General features: G+C 69.2%; 19 protein-coding genes. 10 read left to right on the forward strand and 9 right to left on the reverse strand.

Annotated features, from left to right (window positions below):
- Positions 1–120 precede the first annotated feature (120 nt).
- The gene (locus AC27L4_RS28110; protein WP_487145919.1) at positions 121–1,038 is read right to left on the reverse strand and encodes a GntR family transcriptional regulator; all 918 of its coding nucleotides are present in this window, start codon (positions 1,036–1,038) and stop codon (positions 121–123) included.
- Between the two features lie 275 nt (positions 1,039–1,313).
- Here AC27L4_RS28110 and AC27L4_RS28115 point away from each other — a divergent pair, with 275 nt between their 5' ends.
- The 4 genes from AC27L4_RS28115 (at position 1,314) to rutR (ending at position 6,240) form a co-directional block, all read left to right on the forward strand.
- Positions 1,314–2,927, forward strand: coding sequence for a sugar ABC transporter ATP-binding protein (locus tag AC27L4_RS28115; RefSeq protein ID WP_487145920.1), 1,614 nt, complete (start codon positions 1,314–1,316; stop codon positions 2,925–2,927).
- Positions 2,924–4,180, forward strand: a complete 1,257-nt coding sequence (locus AC27L4_RS28120; protein ID WP_487145921.1) for an ABC transporter permease — start codon at positions 2,924–2,926, stop codon at positions 4,178–4,180. The genes AC27L4_RS28115 and AC27L4_RS28120 overlap by 4 nt, the downstream gene beginning before the upstream one ends.
- Positions 4,177–5,151 carry a substrate-binding domain-containing protein gene (locus tag AC27L4_RS28125; RefSeq protein WP_487145922.1) on the forward strand — a complete coding sequence of 325 codons (975 nt, stop codon included), beginning with the start codon at positions 4,177–4,179 and terminating at the stop codon, positions 5,149–5,151. Before AC27L4_RS28120 ends, AC27L4_RS28125 begins: the two co-directional genes overlap by 4 nt.
- 447 nt (positions 5,152–5,598) lie before the next feature.
- Positions 5,599–6,240 (forward strand): HTH-type transcriptional regulator RutR, encoded by a 642-nt coding sequence (gene rutR, locus AC27L4_RS28130; RefSeq protein WP_487145923.1) that lies wholly within the window; start codon positions 5,599–5,601, stop codon positions 6,238–6,240.
- 13 nt (positions 6,241–6,253) lie between these two features.
- On the opposite strand, the gene AC27L4_RS28135 is transcribed toward rutR, so the two are convergent.
- The 8 genes from AC27L4_RS28135 to AC27L4_RS28170 form a co-directional block, all read right to left on the reverse strand.
- Positions 6,254–6,616 carry a DUF1304 domain-containing protein gene (locus AC27L4_RS28135; RefSeq protein WP_487145924.1) on the reverse strand — a complete coding sequence of 121 codons (363 nt, stop codon included), beginning with the start codon at positions 6,614–6,616 and terminating at the stop codon, positions 6,254–6,256.
- A 136-nt stretch (positions 6,617–6,752) separates the two neighbouring features.
- Positions 6,753–7,430, reverse strand: a complete 678-nt coding sequence (locus AC27L4_RS28140) for a ferredoxin (protein ID WP_487145925.1) — start codon at positions 7,428–7,430, stop codon at positions 6,753–6,755.
- A gap of 30 nt (positions 7,431–7,460) precedes the next feature.
- Positions 7,461–8,786 carry an NAD-dependent dihydropyrimidine dehydrogenase subunit PreA gene (gene preA, locus AC27L4_RS28145; protein WP_487145926.1) on the reverse strand — a complete coding sequence of 442 codons (1,326 nt, stop codon included), beginning with the start codon at positions 8,784–8,786 and terminating at the stop codon, positions 7,461–7,463.
- 23 nt (positions 8,787–8,809) lie between these two features.
- Positions 8,810–10,165 (reverse strand): NAD(P)-dependent oxidoreductase, encoded by a 1,356-nt coding sequence (locus AC27L4_RS28150; protein ID WP_487145927.1) that lies wholly within the window; start codon positions 10,163–10,165, stop codon positions 8,810–8,812.
- Between the two features lie 142 nt (positions 10,166–10,307).
- Complete coding sequence (locus AC27L4_RS28155) at positions 10,308–11,459, reverse strand: sensor histidine kinase (protein ID WP_487145928.1); 1,152 nt, start codon at positions 11,457–11,459, stop codon at positions 10,308–10,310.
- 136 nt (positions 11,460–11,595) lie between these two features.
- Entirely contained in the window at positions 11,596–13,134 is a 1,539-nt protein-coding gene (locus tag AC27L4_RS28160) for a PAS domain S-box protein (RefSeq protein ID WP_487145929.1), read from the reverse strand.
- A 137-nt stretch (positions 13,135–13,271) separates the two neighbouring features.
- Complete coding sequence (locus AC27L4_RS28165; RefSeq protein WP_487145930.1) at positions 13,272–13,454, reverse strand: CsbD family protein; 183 nt, start codon at positions 13,452–13,454, stop codon at positions 13,272–13,274.
- 168 nt (positions 13,455–13,622) lie between these two features.
- Complete coding sequence (locus AC27L4_RS28170) at positions 13,623–14,501, reverse strand: LysR family transcriptional regulator (protein ID WP_487145931.1); 879 nt, start codon at positions 14,499–14,501, stop codon at positions 13,623–13,625.
- Between the two features lie 139 nt (positions 14,502–14,640).
- Here AC27L4_RS28170 and AC27L4_RS28175 point away from each other — a divergent pair, with 139 nt between their 5' ends.
- The 6 genes from AC27L4_RS28175 (at position 14,641) to AC27L4_RS28200 (ending at position 21,318) form a co-directional block, all read left to right on the forward strand.
- A complete protein-coding gene (locus AC27L4_RS28175; protein WP_487145932.1) occupies positions 14,641–15,618 on the forward strand; it encodes a nitrilase family protein in 978 nt (325 codons plus the stop codon).
- Positions 15,619–15,941: 323 nt separating this feature from the next.
- Positions 15,942–16,877, forward strand: coding sequence for a sugar-binding transcriptional regulator (locus AC27L4_RS28180; RefSeq protein ID WP_487145933.1), 936 nt, complete (start codon positions 15,942–15,944; stop codon positions 16,875–16,877).
- Between the two features lie 158 nt (positions 16,878–17,035).
- Complete coding sequence (locus tag AC27L4_RS28185) at positions 17,036–17,677, forward strand: SIS domain-containing protein (protein ID WP_487145934.1); 642 nt, start codon at positions 17,036–17,038, stop codon at positions 17,675–17,677.
- Positions 17,678–17,682: 5 nt separating this feature from the next.
- A complete protein-coding gene (xylB, locus tag AC27L4_RS28190; protein WP_487145935.1) occupies positions 17,683–19,140 on the forward strand; it encodes a xylulokinase in 1,458 nt (485 codons plus the stop codon).
- 76 nt (positions 19,141–19,216) lie between these two features.
- Positions 19,217–20,287, forward strand: a complete 1,071-nt coding sequence (locus AC27L4_RS28195; protein ID WP_487145936.1) for an ABC transporter permease — start codon at positions 19,217–19,219, stop codon at positions 20,285–20,287.
- Between the two features lie 50 nt (positions 20,288–20,337).
- Positions 20,338–21,318, forward strand: coding sequence for a substrate-binding domain-containing protein (locus AC27L4_RS28200; RefSeq protein WP_487145937.1), 981 nt, complete (start codon positions 20,338–20,340; stop codon positions 21,316–21,318).
- Positions 21,319–21,339 lie beyond the last annotated feature (21 nt).

Raw genomic sequence — 21,339 nt, forward strand, 5'->3', positions numbered from 1 at the left:
CGGAGCAACATTTTTGCCAGCGCACGTTCAACCGCGTTGAAGTTCATGTCTGCCCGCACCGAAAATTAGACCACGGATCTTTCAAACAAGCCGGACGGTTGGGCTGCCGCGCTCCCGCTCCTACCTTCTCACGGGCGCCCTGATCGCGGACGGTCGGAGCGTCGGCCGGGATGACGCTCCTTCGGCCGCGCCGATGGCGGACTCCAGCAGGGTGCGCACGGAGGTCTGCAGGTGCTGTTCCAGGCAGGCCTCGGCTTCGGCCGTGGCCCGGGACTGCAGGGCCTCGAGGATGTCGAGATGCTCCGACAGGGCCGTGCGGTAGCGTTCGATCTCGTCGTCCTTGCGCCATTGGTAATGGTAGTGGAAGACGAAGGAGACGACGTCGTAAAGGCTTTCGACGAAGCGGTTCTTCAACTGGCCGATGAGGAAACGGTGAAGGCGTCGGTCCATCTGCGGAAACTGGCGGAGCGCTTCGTCCCCGCTCTGCGCCATCGCCTTGTGATCCGTCGCCAGCAGGTCGACCTGCTGCCAGATCGGGTCGCCGTCGGCGCGCGTCGCAAACTGCCGGATCGCCTCGATCTCGAAGGTGCGCCGCGTGGTGGCGAGTTCCCGGGCGAAGGACGCATCGAAGGCACAGAGCCGCCAGCCGCCGCGCGGCGCCTTCTCCACCAGGCCGTAGCGTGAGAAACCGATGAGGAATTCCCGCACGCTCACCGTGCTGGCACCGACGTTGCGGGCGAGCTCGGTTTCGGAAAAATGGCGGCCCGGCATCAGCCCGCCCGACACCGCCATCTCCAGGAAGCGCCGTTCGACCAGATCCGATCGGCTTTCGGTCTGCGCCAGGGCGAAATAATCGGATGCAAGCGGCGCGCGCCGCAGCACCGCCTGCCGGCCGCTGCGGCGCACCAGACCGGCACGCTCCATCCCATCGAGCGCCGAGCGCATCGCCGTGCGGCTGACGCCGACCTGCCGCGCCAACACGCTCTCGGGCGGCAGGTCGGCACCGATCGGCAGCCGGGCGATGATATCGAGCGCCATGTTCGTGGCCCTCATCGACACGTTTGGCGGGCGCGGCATGGTCCTTCCTGCGGCTCGAAGTTCAGCTCCTCGAATGCGTTCCCGCGGAGGCATGCCCGGCCATGACGCCGGAACGGGTGCGATCAGAAGATGCCGGCAGCGTCAACGCCACTCCTCCTCCGCGGCTCCGCCGGCGCCGACCAATCGGGCCTTGCCGCCTCCGTAGCGGCATGATAGCGTGTTCTATAAATAAAAGACACTGCGCCTTTGCGTAGCCGGTGTCGAGGAAACGCATCATGTCCACTCTCCAACCGAGGCGGGCCGGCGTCGTACTCGAAGCGCACGGCATATCGAAGCAATTCGACGGTGTTCGCGTCCTGCATGACGTCGATTTCGATCTCGTCGCCGGTGAAGTGCACGCGCTGGTCGGCGAAAACGGCGCCGGCAAATCGACGCTGATGAAAATCCTCAGCGGCATCCTGCCGGACTTCGACGGCACGCTGTCGATCAACGGGGAGACGGTGCGGTTCCGCGCCGTCCGCGAGGCTCAGGCCGCGGGCGTCGCCATCATCCACCAGGAACTCAATCTCATCCCCGAGATGAGCGTCGCCGAGAACGTGCTCCTCGGGCGCGAGCCGCGCATCGCCGGCTTCGTCATCGACCGGAGAGGGCTCGGACGGGCTGTCAAGGCGCTGCTCGCCGGCTTCGGCGTCGACCTCGATCCGGACGCCCGAGTCGGATCGCTCAGGGTGGGCGAGCAGCAACTGGTCGAGATCGCCAAGGCGCTGTCGCTCGAAGCGCGCATCCTGATCATGGACGAGCCAACCTCGGCGCTGTCGCCGACGGAATGCGACCGCCTGTTCGGCATCATCCGGCGGCTGGCGGGTTCCGGCGTCGCCATCGTCTATATCAGCCATCGCATGGACGAGGTGTCGCTGCTCGCCGACCGAGTCACGGTGCTGCGCGACGGGCGGCGCCGGCTGACCGCACCGATGGCGGACCTGACGCCCGAGCGGATCATCGCCAGCATGGTAGGCCGCGAGCTCGATCTCGCCGCGCCCGACCGCGGCGCCGGCCGGCCCGCCGTGACGCTTGCCGTCCGGGGCCTCGGCCTCAGCATGCCGACCGCACGCGGCCGCAAGCAGGTTCTGCGCGGCGTCTCCTTCGCTCTGCATCGCGGCGAGGTGCTGGGCATCGCCGGCCTGCTCGGCTCCGGCCGCACCGAAATCCTCGAGACCATTTTCGGCGCGACGTTCGGCGAGCGGTCCGGCACCATCGAGATCGACGGCGCGGCGGTGCGGATCGATACGCCGCGCGATGCCATCCGCCACGGCCTCGCCCTGGTCACCGAGGACCGGAAGGCGACCGGCCTGTTGCTGCAGTCCAGCATCCGCGAAAACATCTCGCTGCCCTCCGAGCCGCTGCGCCGCGGCTTCGGCCTGCGTGACGCAGCCTCGGAAAAGAACCTCGCACGGGGGGCGATCGGCCGGCTCGGCGTGCGCTGCCGGTCCGACGAGCAGGTGGTGTCGCATCTCTCCGGCGGCAATCAGCAGAAGGTCGTCCTGGGAAAATGGCTCGCCGTCGGCCCGAAGATCCTGCTGCTCGACGAGCCGACGCGCGGCATCGACGTCGGCGCCAAGCGCGAGATCTACGATCTGATATTCCGCCTGGCCGGCCAGGGACTTGCCATCATCGTCGTCAGTTCGGAACTGCCGGAGCTCCTGCTGCTCGCCGACCGCATCCTGGTGATGCAGGAAGGGCGGCAGGCCGGCATCCTCGATCGCCGGCAGGCGACCGAGGAAACGATCATGACGCTGGCCTCGCCGCGCCGGGCCGCGAACGGGCCGGAGCCCGACAGCGTCCCGCCCGGTCCGCCGCACCACGCTCCGTCACCGTCGAGCCTGTCATGATCGTCTGGCGCCTGATCTCGCGTACGAAACTCTATTGGGGCCTGGCGGCGCTGTTCCTGGTCGGCGTCGCCTTCTCGCCGATGACCTCGAAGGGGCACAACATCTTCCTGTCCTACGGCAACCTGTCGGACGTGCTGCGGCAGGTATCGATCACCGGCCTGGTGGCTGTCGGCATGACCATGGTGATCCTGATCGGCGGCATCGACCTCTCCGTCGGTTCGACCCTGGCGCTCGGCACGGTGCTGACGGCACTGATGCTGACGCAGCCGGGCTTGACGGCCGCGAGCGGCATCGCCGTCCCCATCACGCTCCTTGCAGCGTGCATGTGTGCCGCGGCGCTGACCCTCTTCGTCCTCCGCCAGCGCGGCGGCACGGCAGGCGCGCCAGGTACCGCGCGCCCGGCCACCGCCGTCGCGGGGCTTGCCGCCGCCGGGCTTCTGGCGCTCTGGCTGGTGCCGCAGGTCGACGCCAGGTTCGGGGTCGCCGGCGTTCTGGTCGCCGTGCCGTGCGTCGGCCTCGCGGTCGGAGCCGTCAACGGCGCCATCATCGTCACCGGCCGCCTGCAACCGTTCATCGTCACCCTGGCCACGATGGTGACGATGCTCGGCTTCGCCCGCCTGATCGCCGGCCAGGACAGCGCCGTCGTCGCCGTCTATTCCGGCACCAACGCGACAGCGGACATCGACATGCTGCGCGCCGTGCTCTGGGGCGTGCTGCCGGTGCCCGGGCTGTTCTTCCTGGTGGCGCTGGCGGTGTTCATGGCGGTGCTGAAATTCACCGCCTTCGGCCGCTACATCTACGCCATCGGCGGCAACGAAGAGGCGACGCGGCTCTCCGGCATCGCGGTGACGCCGGTGAAGATTGCGACCTATGCCTTTTCCGGCATGCTCGCCTGCACCGCCGGGGTGCTCTACGTGGCGCAATATCGCCAGGGCAAGCCGGATGCCGGCGTCGGGCTCGAGCTCGACGCCATTGCCGCCGTGGTCATCGGCGGCACCAGCCTGATGGGTGGGCGCGGCAGCCTCGCCGGCACGCTGGTCGGCGTACTGATCTTTGGACTGCTGACCAATATCCTGCAGCTCCACAACATCTCCACCAACGTCCAGCTGGTGATGAAGGGGCTGATCATCATCCTCACGGTGCTGCTGCAGGAACGCAATCTTGGCCAGATCTTCGCGCCGCTCCGCCGGAGGGCCGAAGCCGCGGCGCAGGATGAGAAGACGCAAACCGCGAAAATCGGAGGAGACGCATGATCAACCGCCGCACATTCATCCAGTCGACGCTCGCCGCGGGCGGCGCCGCGATGCTCATCCCTGCCGGCTGGACGCCCCGGGCGCTGGCCGAGGACAAGACGTACACCATCGGCTTTTCGCAGGCGACGACGCTCGAACCCTGGCGCGTGCAGTTCAACAAGGACCTCAAGGCCGAGGCGGCGAAGCACCCGAACGTCAACCTGCTGATGGCCGACGCCGAGGACAAGACCGAGAAGCAGGTGGCCGACACCGAAAGCTTCATCACCCAGGAGGTCGACGCCATCCTGATCAGCCCGAAGGAATCGGCCGGCCTCACCGCCGTGGTGGAAAAGGCCATGGACGCCAAGATCCCGGTGTTCGTGCTCGACCGCAACATCAATTCGGACAAGTACACCCAGTGGATCGGCGGCGACAACGTCGTCATCGGCCGCGCCGTCGGCGAGTTCGTCGTCGGCACCCTGGGCGGCAAGGGCAAGGCCAAGGGCAATGTGGTCGAGATCTGGGGCGGCCTCGGCACCCAGGCGAGCCACGACCGCTCCAACGGCTACCACGAGGCGGCCGACAAGGAGAGCGGCATCAAGCACCTGCTCAACCAGCAATCGGCCGACTGGAAGCAGGCCAAGGCCTACGAGATCATGTCGACGGCCCTGCGCAATTTCGAGGACATCACCCTGGTCTACGGCCACAACGACCCGATGGCCTACGGCGCCTATCTCGCCGCCAAGGACGCGGGGCGGGAGAAGAACATCCTGTTCGTTGGCGTCGACGGCCTGCCGAACGAGGGCGTCAAGTATGTCCATGACGGTATCCTGGCCGCCACGTTCCTTTACCCCACGCCCGGCGCCGAAGGCCTGCGGCAGGCGCTCAAGGTTCTGGGAGGCGAGACCGTGCCGAAGAAGCTGGTCCTCGATACGATGACGATCACCAAGGAGAACTCGGAGGGTATCCTGAAGCAGAACGGGCTGCTCTGAGGCGTCGTTCGCCAACAGGCGCCCCGACCCGCGCGTCATGGACGGGCATAGGCGATCTTCGATCGCCGTCTCTTTCATGGGACGCCGAGCGAGGCCTCGGCTATGCCGTCCATCCCGACGGGATCGCGCGATCTCGTCGGGGGAGCCAGGCCGGTGACGCGTTCGCGCCCGGTGCATGCTCTTGCTCGTCAACCTGTCGGACATTCCACGCCCGGCCCACGGGCTCGACAACGGCAACGTCCGGCCGGTTCGAGCCGTCCCGGCCCGCCTCGGCCATGCAGGTTTCTCGAAATCGGCGGGCCGACACGGAAATCCCGGAACACGGCCTCGCCCCCCGGCCCGCTCGGGCGAGCGGTACATCATGCCGATCCGGGCTCCGCAGCCGGGCCCGGAAAACCTTCCGCGCCAGCGCGCGGGATGCTATCGCATCGGTCGGGAGACCAAGGCATGGCGGATGGTGAGGCAGGGGCGGCGTCGCGGCCGAAGACGCGCATCGGTGCGGCCAATGTCGACCGGATCCTCGACGCCGCCCTGAGCGCCTTCGCCCGGCACGGCCTGCACGGCACGCGCATCGGCCAGATCGCCGAGGCGGCCGGCATGTCGAAGACCAACCTGCTCTATTACTTCCGCAGCAAGGACGAGCTCTACAAGGCGGTGCTGACCCGCACGCTCGACATCTGGCTGAAGCCCCTGCGCGAGCTCGACGCGGCGCGCGGACCGGAAGCCTCGCTCACCGCCTATGTCGAGCAGAAGCTCGACTATTCCCGCCGCTTCCCCGAAGCCTCGCGGCTGTTCGCCATCGAGATCATGCAGGGCGCCCCGCATCTGGCGTCCGTGCTGGAGACGGACCTGGCCGCGCTGGTCGACCGCAAGATCGGCATCATCCAGGGCTGGATCGCCGACGGCCGGCTGCGGCCGCTCGACCCGCACCACCTGCTCTTCATGATCTGGGCGGCGACCCAGCATTACGCCGACTTCGACGCGCAGATCCGCACGCTGACCGGCAAGGGCCTGGAGGACGCTGCCTTCTTCGAGGAGACGAAGCAGGCTGTGGTCTCGGGGATCCTGAGGGGCGTGCTCGGGCGGTGAAGCGCCGAAGCCCCTACCCGACCCAGAAGCAGAACAGGGCGATCAGCGCCGGCAGGCCCTGCGCCAGGAAGATCTTCCCCTTCACCGTGGCGCCGCCATAGATGCCGGCGAGGGCGACGCACAGGAGGAAGAACACCTTCACGTGCATGGAGGTCGCCGGGTCGCGGAGGGCGAGGGCGAGAATCAGGCCGGCCGCCAGGAATCCGTTATAAAGCCCCTGGTTCGCGGCCAGGGCAGCCGTGTGCTGGGCCTGCTCGAGCGTCTGGTCGAAAAGCTTCAGGCCGATCGGCTTCTTCCAGAAGAACATCTCCACCACCAGGAAGCCGATGTGGAGCATGACGATCAGCGCGACCAGAAAGTTTCCAAGCGTGCTCAAGGCCGATCTCCACCCTTTGCGGCAACCTTGCCGATCCTAGAGCAAAGCGCGTCTTGACGGAAACGCGCTTTGCTCCAACCCCTTGTTTCGACGCGTCTTTGCGACTTGACGCGATTCCGTCAAATCGCAAGACGCCTTAGAGCTTGCCGTGCAGGAAGGCCTGCATGAAAAACCCGGCCGGCTCGCCTCCATACGCCATATCTGCCGCCACAGGGCAAGCCCGCCGCGCCAGGCATCCCCGCCTGCGGCACTCGGTCCCGGCGGGCGATCCGGCATGGGGGGCGCAGGCGCGGACGTCATAGCCGGCCGGGGTAAAGGCCCCCACCGGGCAGGCCGAGAGGCAGGGACGGGTTTCGCAGGTTTCGCAAGGGCTTGCGCGGGGCGCCGTGGCCGGGATGTCGAGCCTGCCGGCAAAGGCCAGCGCGCCGCGATAGCTGTGCCAGAGCCCCCAGTCGGGATGGATCAGCAGGCCGAGCGGCGAGGGAAACAGCGGCTCCGCCTTCCGGGCCCAGCGCTGGAAGGGATGCCAGGGCGGGCCGCCGAACGGATAGAACGGGGTCGCGCCGGCCCCGGCCGCGAGGTCGTCGATGACGCGGCGCGACCAGCGGTCGAGCGGATCGGGCAGGCCGTCGCGGGCTTCGGGCGACGCGGCGAAGGCCGGCCATTGCCGGCCGCCGATCCAGCCGAGCAGGACCAGCGTCCCAGGCAGGCTGCCGTCCGGCAGGACGGCGGCGTCCTCCGGAGCGGGATGAAAGGCGCCGCGAAGCACCAGACCGACGGGTTCGGCGGCCGCGGCGAGATCGGCAAGGCGCATCGCCCCGTTCCGCCGACGGGCCGCGCCGCCCTACTCGGCCGGCTCGGCCACCTTGGCCTTGCCGAACACGGCCGGGTTGTTCGGGTGCTCCTTCCAGGTGGTGTGGCCGCCGATGGTGCGGCCGGTGCGCGGATCGACGCCGGAGACCATGGGCAGCATGGAGATGCAGCCCTCGATCGGGCAGACCACGGCGCAGAGGTTGCAGCCGACGCATTCGGCCTCGTTCACCTCGAAATGGCGCTTGCCGTCCTTCTCGGCGAAGATCGCCTGGTGCGAGGTGTCCTCGCAGGCGATGTGGCAGCGGCCGCACTTGATGCACAGATCCTGGTCGATATGCGCCTTGACGACATAGTCGAGGTTGAGGTGCTGCCAGTCGGTGATGCGCGGCACGGCGCGGCCGACCACGTCGGCGACGCTGGCATAGCCCTTCTCGTCCATCCAGTTGGACAGGCCCGACTTCATCTCCTCGACGATCTTGAAGCCGTAGACCATGGCGGCGGTGCACACCTGCACGGTGCCGCAGCCGAGCGCCATGTACTCCACCGCGTCACGCCAGGTCTCGATGCCGCCGATGCCGGAGATCGGCAGGCCATGCGTCGCCGGGCTGCGGGCGATCTCCGCCACCATGTTGAGGGCGATCGGCTTCACCGCCGCGCCGCAATAGCCGCCATGGGTGCCGAAGCCGTCGGTGCTCGGCGACATCTGCATGGCGTCGATGTCGACGCCGATGATCGAATTGATAGTGTTGATCAGCGACACCGCGTCGGCGCCGCCGCGCTTGGCCGCCTCGGCCGGCTTGCGGATGTCGGTGATGTTGGGCGTCAGCTTGACGATCACCGGCATGCGGGTGTTCTGCTTGCACCAGCGGGCGACCATTTCGACATATTCGGGCACCTGCCCGACCGCCGCGCCCATGCCGCGCTCCGACATGCCGTGCGGGCAGCCGAAATTGAGCTCGATGCCGTCGGCGCCGGTGTCCTCGACCAATGGCAGGATCGCCTTCCAGGCCTGCTCCTCGCAGGGCACCATCAGCGAGACCACGATGGCGCGATCCGGCCAGTCGCGCTTGACCTGCTTGATCTCGCGCAGGTTCACGTCCAGCGGCCGGTCGGTGATCAGCTCGATGTTGTTGAAGCCCATGACGCGGCGGTCCTGGGAATGCCAGGCGCCGTAGCGCGGGCCGTTGACGTTGACGATCGGCGGCCCGGCCTCGCCGAGGGTCTTCCAGACCACGCCGCCCCAGCCCGCCTTGAAGGCGCGGACGATGTTGTATTCCTTGTCCGTCGGCGGCGCGGAAGCGAGCCAGAACGGGTTCGGCGCCTTGATGCCGACGAAATCGACGCGGAGATCGGCCATGTGTCGTGCTCCCTCGATGGTGCTCAGGCGGCCGAAGCAGCCGTGGCGGACTTCAGGGCGCGGTCGATGGAGAGCGCAGCCTGCTTTCCGTCCTCCACGGCGGCGACCGTGAGGTCCTTGCCGCCGGCGACGCAGTCCCCCCCGGCCCAGATGCCGGGAACGGAGGTCCTGCGCTCGGCGTCGACCTTGATCCTGCCCTTGTCCAAGGTCAACGGCACGCCGGCGACCTCCGCCGGCAGGAAGCTCTGGCCGATGGCGGCGAAGAGCTGGTCGCAGGCCAGCGTCACCGTCTCGCCGGTGCCGACGAGGCGTCCCCCGTCCTCCCGCGTGTACTCGAGCTCGACGGCGACGAGCCGGCCGCCCTCGCCGACCAGCCGGCTCGGCTTCAGCCAGTGGCGGATCAGCACGCCGTCGGTCTGGGCCAGTTCCTGCTCGTAGTCGGAGGCGTTCATCTGCGGCTGGCCGCGGCGATAGGCGATGGTGACGCTCTCGGCGCCGAGCCGACGGGTCTGAGAAGCGATGTCGATGGCGGTCATGCCGCCGCCGATGACGACGATGTTGCGCCCGACCGGCAGGGCCGACAGATCCTCGGCCTGGCGCAGGCCGGCGATGTAGTCGACCGCATCGATCACCCCCTCGAGACCGGCCTCGAGCCCGAGATCATTGGTATCGCCGAGGCCCATGCCGAGGAACACCGCATCGAAATGCTGCTGCAGACTGGTCAGGGTGACGTCGCGGCCCAGGCGCTTGCCATGCTCGATGGCGATGCCGCCGATGGCGGTGATGTAGTCGACCTCGGCCTGGGCGAAGTCCCGGGTGCTCTTGTAGGCGGCGATGCCGTATTCGTTGAGGCCGCCGGACTTCTCGCGGGCCTCGAACACCACCACCTCGTGGCCGAGGGTGGCGAGCTTGTGGGCGCAGGACAGGCCCGCCGGCCCGGCGCCGACCACGGCGATGCGGCGGCCGGTCGGTGCACCGCGCTTGTAGAGCTGGCGACCGCGGGCGAAGAGATCGTCGGTGGCATGGCGCTGGAGCTGGCCGATCTCGACCGCCCGCCCCTCCGCCACCTCGCGGACGCAGGCTTCCTCGCACAGCGTCTCTGTCGGGCAGACGCGCGCGCACATGCCGCCCATGATGTTGGCGTCGAGGATGGTCTTGGCGGCCCCGACCGTGTTGCCGGTCATGATCTCGCGGATGAACAGCGGGATGTCGATGCCGGTCGGGCAGGCCTTCACGCAGGGCGCATCGTAGCAGAACAGGCAGCGCTCGGCGGCGACCCGCGCTTCGTGCCGGGTGAGCGGCGGATGCAGGTCGGAGAAATTCTCGGCATAGGCGTCCGGGGCAAGGCGGCCCGCGGCGATATCGGGGGACGACGGCATGCTGACCTCTGGGCGTTTCATATTATTTTGACCAGTTGATCAAACTATCGTCCGATCGTCAACTCTCCCTGGAGACGTTCCAGAGTGGCGCAGCTCTCCTGCATCGAAGCGAGGCCGCCCGTCCCGGTCCGCTCGGGCGGCATCAGGTCGAAATCGGCGGCATGTCGATGGTGAAGGTGACGCCCGGCCCGCTGCTCAGCGTCAATATCCCGCCGAACTGGTCGACGATGGACCGGATGAACCGCATGCCGAGCCCCTCGCTCGCCTCGATGCTGAAATCGGCGGGAACGCCGGCGCCGTCGTCGCTGACGACGAGCCTGGACCCATTGCCTTGCGCCGTCAGCGTCACACGGACATCGCCGCGCTGCCCCGGCTCGTAGGCATGCTTGAAGGCATTGGTCACAAGCTCGTTCAGCACCAGGCCGGCCTTCATCGCACGCTTGGAATTGACGATGACCCGTTCCGCCTCGACGATCAGGTTTCGAACGCTGTTGGGCTTGTTCATGGCGAGCGAGGCGCACAAGCCGCCGAGAAACTCCTTCAGATCGACGCGGTCGGTTTCCGACACGCGGTAGAGCTGCTCGTGCATGGCCGCGACGCCGCCGATCCGCTGCTGGGCTTCCTCCAGGGCCCGGGCCGCCGACCTGTCCGGCAGGCGGCGAGCCTGGAGGCCCAGCATGCTCGCGACGAGCTGCAGCGAATTCTTCACGCGATGGTCGATTTCCCGCATCAGGATGTCGGCGCGGGCGACGAGCTCTTCCCGTTCCGCCAGGAGCCGCTCCATCTCGCGCCGCGCCGAACGCTCCTCCTCCAGCGCGCGTCGGCGCTCCAGCTCCGCCGTCACCTGTCGCGCCAGCAGGCGCAGGACGGCTCTCTGATTCGCCTCGAGCGTGCGAGCCCTGACGTCGAGAATGCGCAGCGTGCCGATCCGGTGACCATCCGGCGTCTCGATCGGGACCTCGGCATGGAATCGCGGCAACGGCCACATGTCCCCGTCGGGACGCGGCTCGAACCGGGGATCGATTGCGATATCGTCGACGGCGAAGACATCGTCCCGCCGGGCGGCGGGCGCGCAGGTCGAGCCGTCCACCGGCATGGTCGGAGACCAGATGCCCCAACTCGCCTTGGTCCATTGCCGGTCATGGTCGATGAAGGTGATCGCGGCGGCCGGAACCTTGCACAGCATGGCTGCGGCGGCGGCGATCTCGTCGAACTGCGGCTCGCGAGGCGTATCGAGAATATTGTACCGCCGCAGCGCGGCAATGCGCTGGTCCTGTTGAGCCGCCTCGTCCATGTCACGCATCCTGGGAAGGTTCGCTGCTCAGCCGAGGTCTTCGAGTCGCCCCGGCCGGCTCGGATGCCGAGACCCTATTGAGTGGTAGCCCGCTGCGACAGAGCCGGCTGCGTCAGCGAACACTGATGCAGATGCATCAGGCCCCGGTGCGGCCGGCGGGCGAAGCCGCCTTGGCCGACAGCCCGGTGAAACCGCGCTCGCGCGCCCAAACCACCGCAGCGGCACGGCTGTGCACGTCGATCTTGCCGTAGATGCGGGCCACATGATTGCGCACGGTGTTGCGGCTGAGCTTCAGGGCCTTGACGATGTCCGCATCGCCCAGCCCCCGGCACATCAGGCCGAGCACCTCCAGCTCCCGCTGCGTGAGATCCGACAGTTCGGCCGCCGGCGCATCGGCGCGGCCGGGATGGCGCAGGTTGGCGAGCTTCTCGATGACCGTCCGGCTGAACCAGGACGTGTCCTGCATCACCGCCTCGATCGCCGCAATCAGCTCGACCTCGGTCCGCTTGCGCTCCGTGATGTCCTGGATGACGACAAGGACGCAATCCTCGCCCTGGATGCTCACGGCCTCGGCCGAGACGAGGCAGTCCAGGGTCTCGTCATGCCTGGTGCGGAGCTGGACCTCGATGTTGCGGAAGCTGCCGTTCTTCTCGATCTCCCGCTCGAGCTGGCGGCGGGCCTGACCGGAAGTCCAGATCGGCAGCTCGTGCCCGGCCCTGCCGATCGCCTCCTCCGGGGTGAAGCCGAGCACGGCGACGAAGGCGTCGTTCACGTCGAGCAGGCGAAGGCCGGCCCGCGTCAGGAGGATCGTCGGCACCGGGGTCAGGCGGAAGGAACGGGCGAAGCGCTCCTCGCTCTGGCGCAGCGCATCCTCGGCCTTCCGGCGCGGCTCCAGGTCCATGAAGGTGAAGAGCATGCAGGCCTCCTCGGCGACCTCGATCGGCTGGCCGGCGACGATGACGAGCTTCGTCTCGCCTCCGGGAAGCCGGAGCGTCGCCTCCGTCTGGGGGATGGTCCGACCTTCCCGCAGCGCCGCGATCGCCGCATCCTTCGTGGCGGCGTTCTCCAGGACGTCGATCTCGTATGTGGGGCGTCCGATCACCTCGTCGCGCGCGTAGCCCGTCATCTCCAAGAAGCCCCGGTTGACCTTGACATAGCGCAGGTCCGAAAGTCGGCAGATGATGGCCGGCGCCGGGTTGGCGCCGAAGGTGCGCTCGAAGCGCTCCTCGGCCGTGACGCTGCCGGTCATGTCCTCGATGATCAGCACATAGGCCTCGGGTGCCCCCTTCGCATCGGCCAGCACCAGGCCGCGAAGCCGTTGAACGCATCGCCAGGCTTCGTCCCTGTCCTCCGCGGCGCGCTTGGCGACCTCCACGGTCATGCCCGTGAAGGCGCCGCCGGCCAGGAGCCGGTCGATCGGATACTGTTCGTCGCCCAGGACATGGTTGTTGCGATATCGGAGAAGGAAACGCTCGCGATATCCGGCCGGTGTCTCGCCGAGGGCGGACAGTTCCTCGACGCCGTGCAGGGCGAGAGCCCTCTCGTTGGCCCAGACGATCCCGGCGGCGGGATCGACCAGCAGAATGCCCTCGCCCAGCCCGGCGATGATCTCCTGCAACTGGCGACGATCCACCTGCCGCCGCAGCACCGTCTCGTCCGAAACCTCGTTGCCCATGGCACTCCCCGGCCTTGCGGGCGCCGCCGAAGGCCTGCCTCGCCCGATCGTTCAAGATAGTCGGTCGCCTCCGCCGATGAGAAGAGCGCCTGCGCCGGGCCCGGGCCGGGAGGCCCCTCGGGGCCTCCCGCCGAACCTCACTTCTTCAGCGCGTCGCGCGCGGCGTCCTTCATCCCGCCGACGGCGTTCTGAACCTTGCCGGCTGCCTTCTCGGCCTTGCCCTCGGCCTCGATCCCGGCGTCGCCGAGCACCTTGCCGGCTGCCTCCTTGATGGTGCCCTTGACCTGCCTGGCGGCACCGGCGATGCGGTCCTTGTCCATGTCGTCTCTCCATGGGTGAGCGGTCCCGGCGCAGCCGGGACGTCTGCCCCTCTCGCCGGAACGGGCATTGCTAGGCCCGCCAACGACGGCGCAAAAGACCCCGGCGGATCACGGCGCCTGATACAGCTGCACCCCGACACGCCCGCGGCGGACGGTCGGCCGCGGCGCTCAAGAATCGGGCCCGTCCTGCGCGCCGGCGGCGAACATCGCCCGGTCGGCGCGGTAGAGCGCCGCAAGATAATCCAGGACGACGCGGAAACGCGGGACCTTGGCGAGGTCGCGGCGCGTCATCACCCAGACCTCCCGGGGCGGAGGCACGGCCCCGAGATGCACGCGCTCGAGGCCGCCGGCGAGATAGCGCGGCAGCAGCGCGGCACCAATGCCGTCCCGCGCCGCCGCGACCTGGGACAGTTGGTTGTCGGCGCGGAACGGGATGGCCGCATCCGGAAAGTGCGCCGCCATCCAGCTCCCCTCGGCGGTGGGATGATCCTTGTCGAAGCCGATCAGGCGCAGCGTGTCGCCCGCCTCGATCGCGGCCCGCACGGCCGGCAGGGCATAGAAGCCGTATTCGATGTCGGCGACATGGGAACCGACGAGGTCGACGTCGGACGGACGGCCGAGGCGGACGGCGATGTCGGCCTCGCGCTGGGCGAGGCTGAGGATGCGCGCTTCGGCGAGCAGCACCAGCTCCAGCCCGGGATGGCGGCGCAGCAGCCCACCGAGGCGGCCGGCCAGATAGCCGTTGGCCATGGCCCGCGCCGTGGTCAGACGCACCGTGCCGGCGAGACCGTCGCCGGCGTCGGCCAGCTTCTGGACGGCGAGCGCGGCTTCGTCCATGCGACGCGCCTGCGCCAGCACGGCCTGGCCGAGCCCGGTCAGGCGGTAGCCGGCGCGGTCACGGTCGAACAGCGGCCGGCCGAGGCCGGCCTCGATCTCAGCCAGCCGCCGCGACACGGTCGCGTGGTTGACGCCGAGCAGGCGCGCCGCGGACGACAGGGTGCCCTGCCGCGCCACGGCCATGAACACGCGCAGATCATCCCAGTTCATTGTGCAGAAACGATCGGTCCCTGTGCAGCGAAAGCGAATTCGTGAACATAGCGCGGCGGATTAGGAAGGGACAGGCGGATGCCGGCCTGCCACGGGCAAGGCAGGCCGCTCGTTTCCGAACCTGCCGAGGAGACCCGACATGACCAGCCTGCGCTGCGGCACCGTCCAGTTCCAGCACCGTGCCGACGACAAGATCCACAACCTCGCCGTCGTCGAGCGGTTCGCGGCCGAGGCGGCGGCGCAGGGCGTGCGCATCCTCGCCTTTCCCGAGATGTGCCTCACCGGCTATTGGCACGTCCGCAACCTCGGCCGCGCGGCGCTCGACGAACTGGCCGAGCCGCTGCCGGACGGAGCCTCGGCGCAGGCGGTCGCCGCCCTCGCCCGCAGCCACGGCATGATGATCGGCGCCGGCCTGATCGAGCGCGCCGCCGACGGCCGGCTCTACAACAGCTATTTCGTCTGCGGGCCTGACGGCGCCGTCGACTGGCACCGCAAGCTGCACGCCTTCGAGAACGAGCATATCGACAGCGGCGAGCGCTACACCGTCTTCGACACGCCCTGGGGCGTGCGCGTCGGCATCCTGATCTGCTGGGACAACAATCTCGTCGAGAACGTCCGCGCCACCGCCCTGCTCGGCGCCGACATCCTGATCGCCCCCCACCAGACCGGCGGCTGCGACTCGCGCAGCCCGCATGCCATGGGCCTGATCGATCCCGCCCTGTGGCGGCGGCGGGCCGAGGACCCGGCGGCGATCGAAGCCGAATTCCGCGGTCCCAAGGGACGGGAGTGGCTGATGCGCTGGCTGCCGGCCCGGGCGCACGACAACGGCCTGTTCGTGCTGTTCAGCAACGGCGTCGGCGAGGATGACGGCGAGGTGCGGACCGGCAACGCCATGATCCTCGATCCCTATGGCCGCATCCTGTCCGAGACATCGGCGCCGGCGGACCGGCTGGTCGTCGCCGACCTCGACCTCGGCCTCCTGCCGCTCAGCACCGGCCGGCGCTGGATCCGCGGCCGCCGGCCGGAGCTCTACGGCCCTTTGACCCGGCGCCTCGGCCACGAGCTCGACCCGCGCCAGGCCCGCTTCTCGCGGGACGAGGTCGAGCGGCCGGCCTGAGCCCGGGACGCCTGCCGATCGGCCGCGTCGCCCGTCCCGAGGAGATCACCCGGCCTTCGTGTTCCTTGCCCCGGACGAGGCGGGCTGCATGCTCGGCCAGAACCTCTCACCGAGCGGCGGCGGCATGACGTGGTGACGCCGGAAGCGGGCACGCCTGGCCACGAAGCCGGGCTGCGTGCGGGCGCCGCCCGCTTGCCTTGGCCTCCTCCGATGCTGTAAGCGGCTTGCCGCTCCCGCCTCTCTCTTGGACCGATCATCGCAGCAGGAGCCCGTCTCTTCGCTGCCCGGCCCATGAACGATCCGGGCCATGATCGAGGTCATCGATGGCGCGCCGCCCCCTTCACCGCGTCCAGGCGGCCCTTGCCGCCCGCCGCTACTTCATCGACCGGCAGACCAAGTCGCAGATCGCCGACGAACTGGGCTTCTCGCGCTTCAAGGTGGCGCGGCTGATCGATGCCGCCATCGAGGAAGGCATCATCCAGTTCGTCATTTCCGAGCCGGGCGACATCAACACCAAGCTGAGCGAGGCGGTCAGGCGGCGCTTCGGGCTGAAGTCCGCGCTGGTGCTGGAAGGCCCGGATCTCTCCACCCAGGCCCTGACCCTGCCGCTCGGCAACCTGGCGGCACAGGTGCTCGACGAGACCCTGGCGGACGGCCAGACCCTCGGCGTGTCGTGGGGGCGCACGCTGACGGCCATGGCCAGGGCGCTGACCCACCTGCCCAAGGTCGACGTGGTGCAGGCGGCGGGCAGCCCTGCGGGCCTCGACTTCCTGCAAGGCCCCGTGGAGCTCGTGCACCGCCTAGCCAGCCTGAGCGGCGGGCTCGCCTACCCCATCTACGGCCCGATGTGGGCGGAAGACCCGCAGTTGATCGAGCGTCTGCGCCAGGAGCCGTCCGTCGCCAGCGCCATCGCCCGCTATGACAGCATCGATGTGCTCATCGTCGGCATCGGCTCGTGGAATCCGGCCGAATCCTCCATCTGCACCGGATTTCCCAAGACCTGGCGGGAGGAAGCCCTCGCCGCCGGCGTCCAGGCCGATGTCTGCGCCACCCTGATCGACCGCGACGGACGGGAGGTCGCCGGCCGGCTCGACGGGCACGGCCTGGGCATCCGGTCGGCCCAACTGCGTCGCATCCCCGATATCATCGGCATCGGCGGCGGCCTGGAAAAGGTGGAGGCGATCGCGGCCGTCCTACGCGGCGGCTGGATCAATTTCCTGATCACCGACGCCGGCGTCGCACGCCGCCTCCTCGCCTGAGCCATTCCCCCGCAGCGCCGGCACGGCGGAGCTTCCGCCCGGTCGCGCATGCTCGCCCTGCCAATTCGCTCATTTGAGCGCATATACGCTCTATTGACACAATAGTTCCTCTGACCTATCGGTCGAGCAACAGTTGGAAAAGTCCCGGGAGGACGCGCTTGGCGACTCTGAACGACGACGAGCTCCTTGCGATCGCGCGCGGCGTGATCGAAGCGGACAGCCGGGCCGTCCGGTCGGCGGCCGGTGCCCTCGACGAGGACTTTGCCAAGGCCGCAAGGCTCCTGACCTCGGGGACGGGCAAGGTTCTCGTCACCGGCAGCGGCACCTCGGGGACGATCGCCAGCCGCGCCGCCCATCTCTTGTCCGTCTGCGGCACCCCCGCCTTCTATCTCTCGCCCAATGACGGGCTGCATGGCGGCCTGGGCGTGCTGCAGCCGGACGATATCGTCCTCGCCCTGTCCAAGGGTGGCAGTTCGGACGAGCTGAACGCCTTCTGTGGCCGCGCCAGGACGCTGTGTCGGGCGGTGATCGCGGTCACCGCCGCCGCGGATTCGCCGCTCGCCAGGCTCGCCGACCATGTGATCAGGCTGCAGCTCGACGACGATTCCGACCTGGGGTCGGTCGTCGCCACCGGCAGCTCCCTGGCCATCTCCGCGCTCGTCGACGCCCTGGGCGAGGTCGGGCGGGTCACCCGCGACTATTCGTGGGAGCGCCTGCTCTTCACGCATCCGTCCGGCGCCGTCGGCCGCGACGCGACACGCACGCTCGAACAGATGGCGGCGTCCAACAGGGAAGGCTGAGCGCCATGGCCCGCGATCTCGTCGCCGGTATCGACTCCTCCACCCAGTCCTGCACCCTCGTGCTGCGCCGGCTGGACGACGGGGCCGTTGTCGGCGAGGCCCGGGCTCCCCATCCGCCGACCACGCCGCCGCTGAGCGAGCAATCGCCGCTCGACTGGTGGAGCGCGCTCCGGGCCTGCTTCGCGCAGCTGGCGCACGAACTGCCGCGGATCGCCGCCATCTCCGTCGGCGGACAGGGGCACGGCCTCGTCCTCCTCGACGCGGCGGATCAGCCTCTGCGTCCGGCCAAGCTCTGGAACGACACCGAATCCGCGCCGGATGCCGAACGGCTCCTCGGCCTGCTGCCCGCGGCGGAATGGGCCGCCCGGACCGGCTCCGTGCCGGCGCCGGCGCTCACCGTCGCCAAGCTGGCCTGGACGGAGCGGAACCATCCGGGCCTCGTCGCCCGCGCCCGGCGGGTGATGCTGCCGTTCGACTACATCGTCTATCGCCTTTCCGGGCATGCCGTCACGGAGCGGGGCGGGTCCTCCGGCACGGGCTATTTCGATCCCTTCCGCAATCGCTGGGACGCCGACCTCGCTGCCCTGGCCGTGCCCGGCATCGACTGGGCTTCCAGGCTGCCGGAGATCATCGCCTCCGACGCCCGGGCCGGCGAGGTCCACGAAGCCGCCGGCCTCGGGGCGCTGACCGGCGCCGTCGTCGGCGCCGGCACCGGCGACAACATGACGGCGGCTCTCGGCCTCGGCGTCCGCGAAGGCGACACCGTCGTCTCCCTCGGCACCAGCGGCACGATCTACGGCCTGACGACCACCGGGGTCCGCGACCCGTCGGGGGCGATCAACGGCTATGCCGACGCGTCCGGCGCCTTCCTGCCGATGGTCACCACCCTCAACGCGGCCAAGGTCACCGACAGCATCCGCCGCCTGCTCGACGTCGATTTCGAGCGCTTCGACGATCTCGCCCTCTCGGCGCCGCCCGGTGCCGGCGGCCTGGTCCTGGTCCCCTTCCTCGACGGCGAGCGGACGCCCAACCTGCCGCACGCCACCGGGCGGATAATTGGGCTCAGAACCAGCTCGACCCGGGCCGAGATGGCGCGGGCGGCCGTGGAAGGCGTGCTCTGCGGCCTGCTGGAGGGCGGCGACATCCTGGCGCGCCACGGCGCCGGCCAGGACGGACGCCTGATCCTGACCGGCGGCGCTGCCCGCTCCCGCGCCTATCGCCAATTGCTGGCCGACCTCGCCGGCCGGCCCGTGTGGATCTGCCCCGAAGCCGAGATGGCCGCCGCGGGCGCCGCCGTGCAGGCCGCCGCCGCACTCGCCAGCACCTCCACCCGCGATGTCGCGGCCGCATGGTCGCCGCGTCTCGAGGTCGGCGCCGAGCCCGGCGTCAGCGCAGACCAGGCCGCGACGGTGCGCCAGGCCTACAGGCAGGCGGTGGGCGAAGCCTATGGGAGGCAAGAATGAAGCGCGGCCGTGTCGCGATCCCGGATGACGCGTCCGCATCCGCCGCCGCAGCGGCCATAGCAGGAGCAGCCGCACGATGACCGGTTCCGTTCCCGAGGCCAGGCCCGCCCGCAAGCGCCGCCTGCCGGAAGAAGTCGGCATCTTCTGCGTCCTGGTCGTCGTCGTCCTGGCGCTGAGCGCCTGGTCGCCCTCGTTCCGGACCGTGAACAACGGCTTCATCCTGCTGGTCAACGGTTCCGTCATCACCTTCCTGGCCCTCGGCCAGACCTTCGTGCTTCTCACCGGCGGGATCGACCTGTCGACCGGGGCGAACATCGCCATGACCGGGGTCATCGCCGCCCTGCTCATGGCGGCGGGCGTGCCCTGGCCGCTCGCGGCCCTGATCGCGCTCGCGGCGGCGACGCTCCTCGGCGTGATCAACGGCGCGCTGACGCACTACCTGCGCATCCCGGCCTTCATTGCGACCTTCTCGACCCAGGGCGTCGCGCTCGCCATTCCCCTGATCATCACCGGCGCGCAGTCGGTCTCGGTGCGCGACTTCGGGTTCTCCTGGATCGGCCAGGGCCGGGTGCTCGGTGTCCCCATGCCGGTCATCCTGATCATCGCGGCCGCGGTGATCGCCGGCTGCTTCCTGCGTATGACCCGGCTCGGCGTCCACATCTACGCCCTGGGCGGCAACAAGGCGGCCGCGCGCCTCGCCGGCGTCAACGTCGCCCGCACGACGCTCTTCGTCTACGGCGTGAGCGGCTTCTGCGCCGGCATGGGCGGCCTGATCGCCACGTCGCGGCTAATGGTCGGCTTTCCCGCCACCGGCACGGGCAACGAGCTGTTCTACTCCATTGCGGCGGCGGTGGTCGGCGGCGTGTCGCTGTTCGGCGGAGCCGGCACGATCCTCGGCGCCATGATCGGCGCCGTGCTGATCGCCGTGGTCAGCAACGGCATGAACGTCATCAACGTCCAGAGCTACTGGCAGTCGCTGGTGATCGGCGTGATCATCCTGATCGGCGTCACCTTCGACACCTACCGCCGGGCCCGCCAGGGCAAGCCGGTCTTCGGCCGGACGATATCGCCGCGCCCCGCCTCGTCTCCCCGCAATCCGCCAGCCTCGCCATCCGCCGAGCCAAGCCGCCTCGGCCGGCCGAGCTGAGCCGGGACGCGGTGCCGCAAGACAAGCATCCAATCAACAGGAGGAAGTCGATGAAGACCCAAGGCTGCAAGTCCATCCTCGCCGGCGCGGCGCTGTTCGCGCTCGGCATCCCGGCCGGCGTCAGCGCGGCGGCCGCCGCCCCCGCGCTGCCCGAGAGCTGCCGCGCCGACAAGCCGGTGATCGGGGTCGCCCTGCCCAACACGGTGAACCCCTACTACATCGCCATGCAGGACAGCTTCCAGAAGCACGGCGCCGAGCTCGGCTACACCGTCAACGTGGCCATCGCCAACGACAGCGATTCCAACCAGTTGTCCCAGATCGAGGGCTTCATCCAGCAGGGCGTCTGCGCCGTGGTGCTGAACGCCGTCAACTCCGGCCCCGGCGCGGCGAGCGTGCGGGCGCTGAACCAGGCCGGGATCCCGGTGTTCACCGTCAACGTCATCGTCTCGGACGAGGACCTCAAGGCGCAGGGCGCCTCCTTCGTCCAGTATATCGGCGCCGACCAGGTCGCGGGTGGCACGCAGATCGGCGAGCAGCTGCTCAAGGATCTGGGGGCCGATGCCAAGATCGTCGCCGGCATCATCGGCAATCCTGACCAGATCCCGACCAACCAGCGCGACAAGGGCTTCACCGACGCCATCTCCAAGAGCCCCAACGCCAAGGTCGTCCAGACCGTCAACGGCAAGGTCGACCCCAATGTCAGCCTCCAGGTCGCCGGCGACCTGCTCCAGGCCCATCCCGACCTCAACGTCATCTGGGCCGACACCGGCCCGCACGCGGTCGGCGCGCTGCAGGCGATCACGCAGCAGGGCAAGGCCGACACGGTCAAGCTCTACGCCTTCTGCGCCGCGGACACGGCCCTGACCGCGACCTATGCCGCCTGCGCCGCACAGGAGCCGGCCGACTATGCCCGCATCGCCCTTGACAACCTCAAGGCCTATCTCGGCGGCGCCGACGTGCCGGCGCAGGTGCTGCGGCCGCTGAAGATCTTCCTCAACGGCCAGACGCCGGCCCCCGGCGAAGTCGGCTGAGCCGGCGACGCCCGGCGCCGA

Source organism: Labrys sp. Lb11 (genome assembly GCF_057554225.1).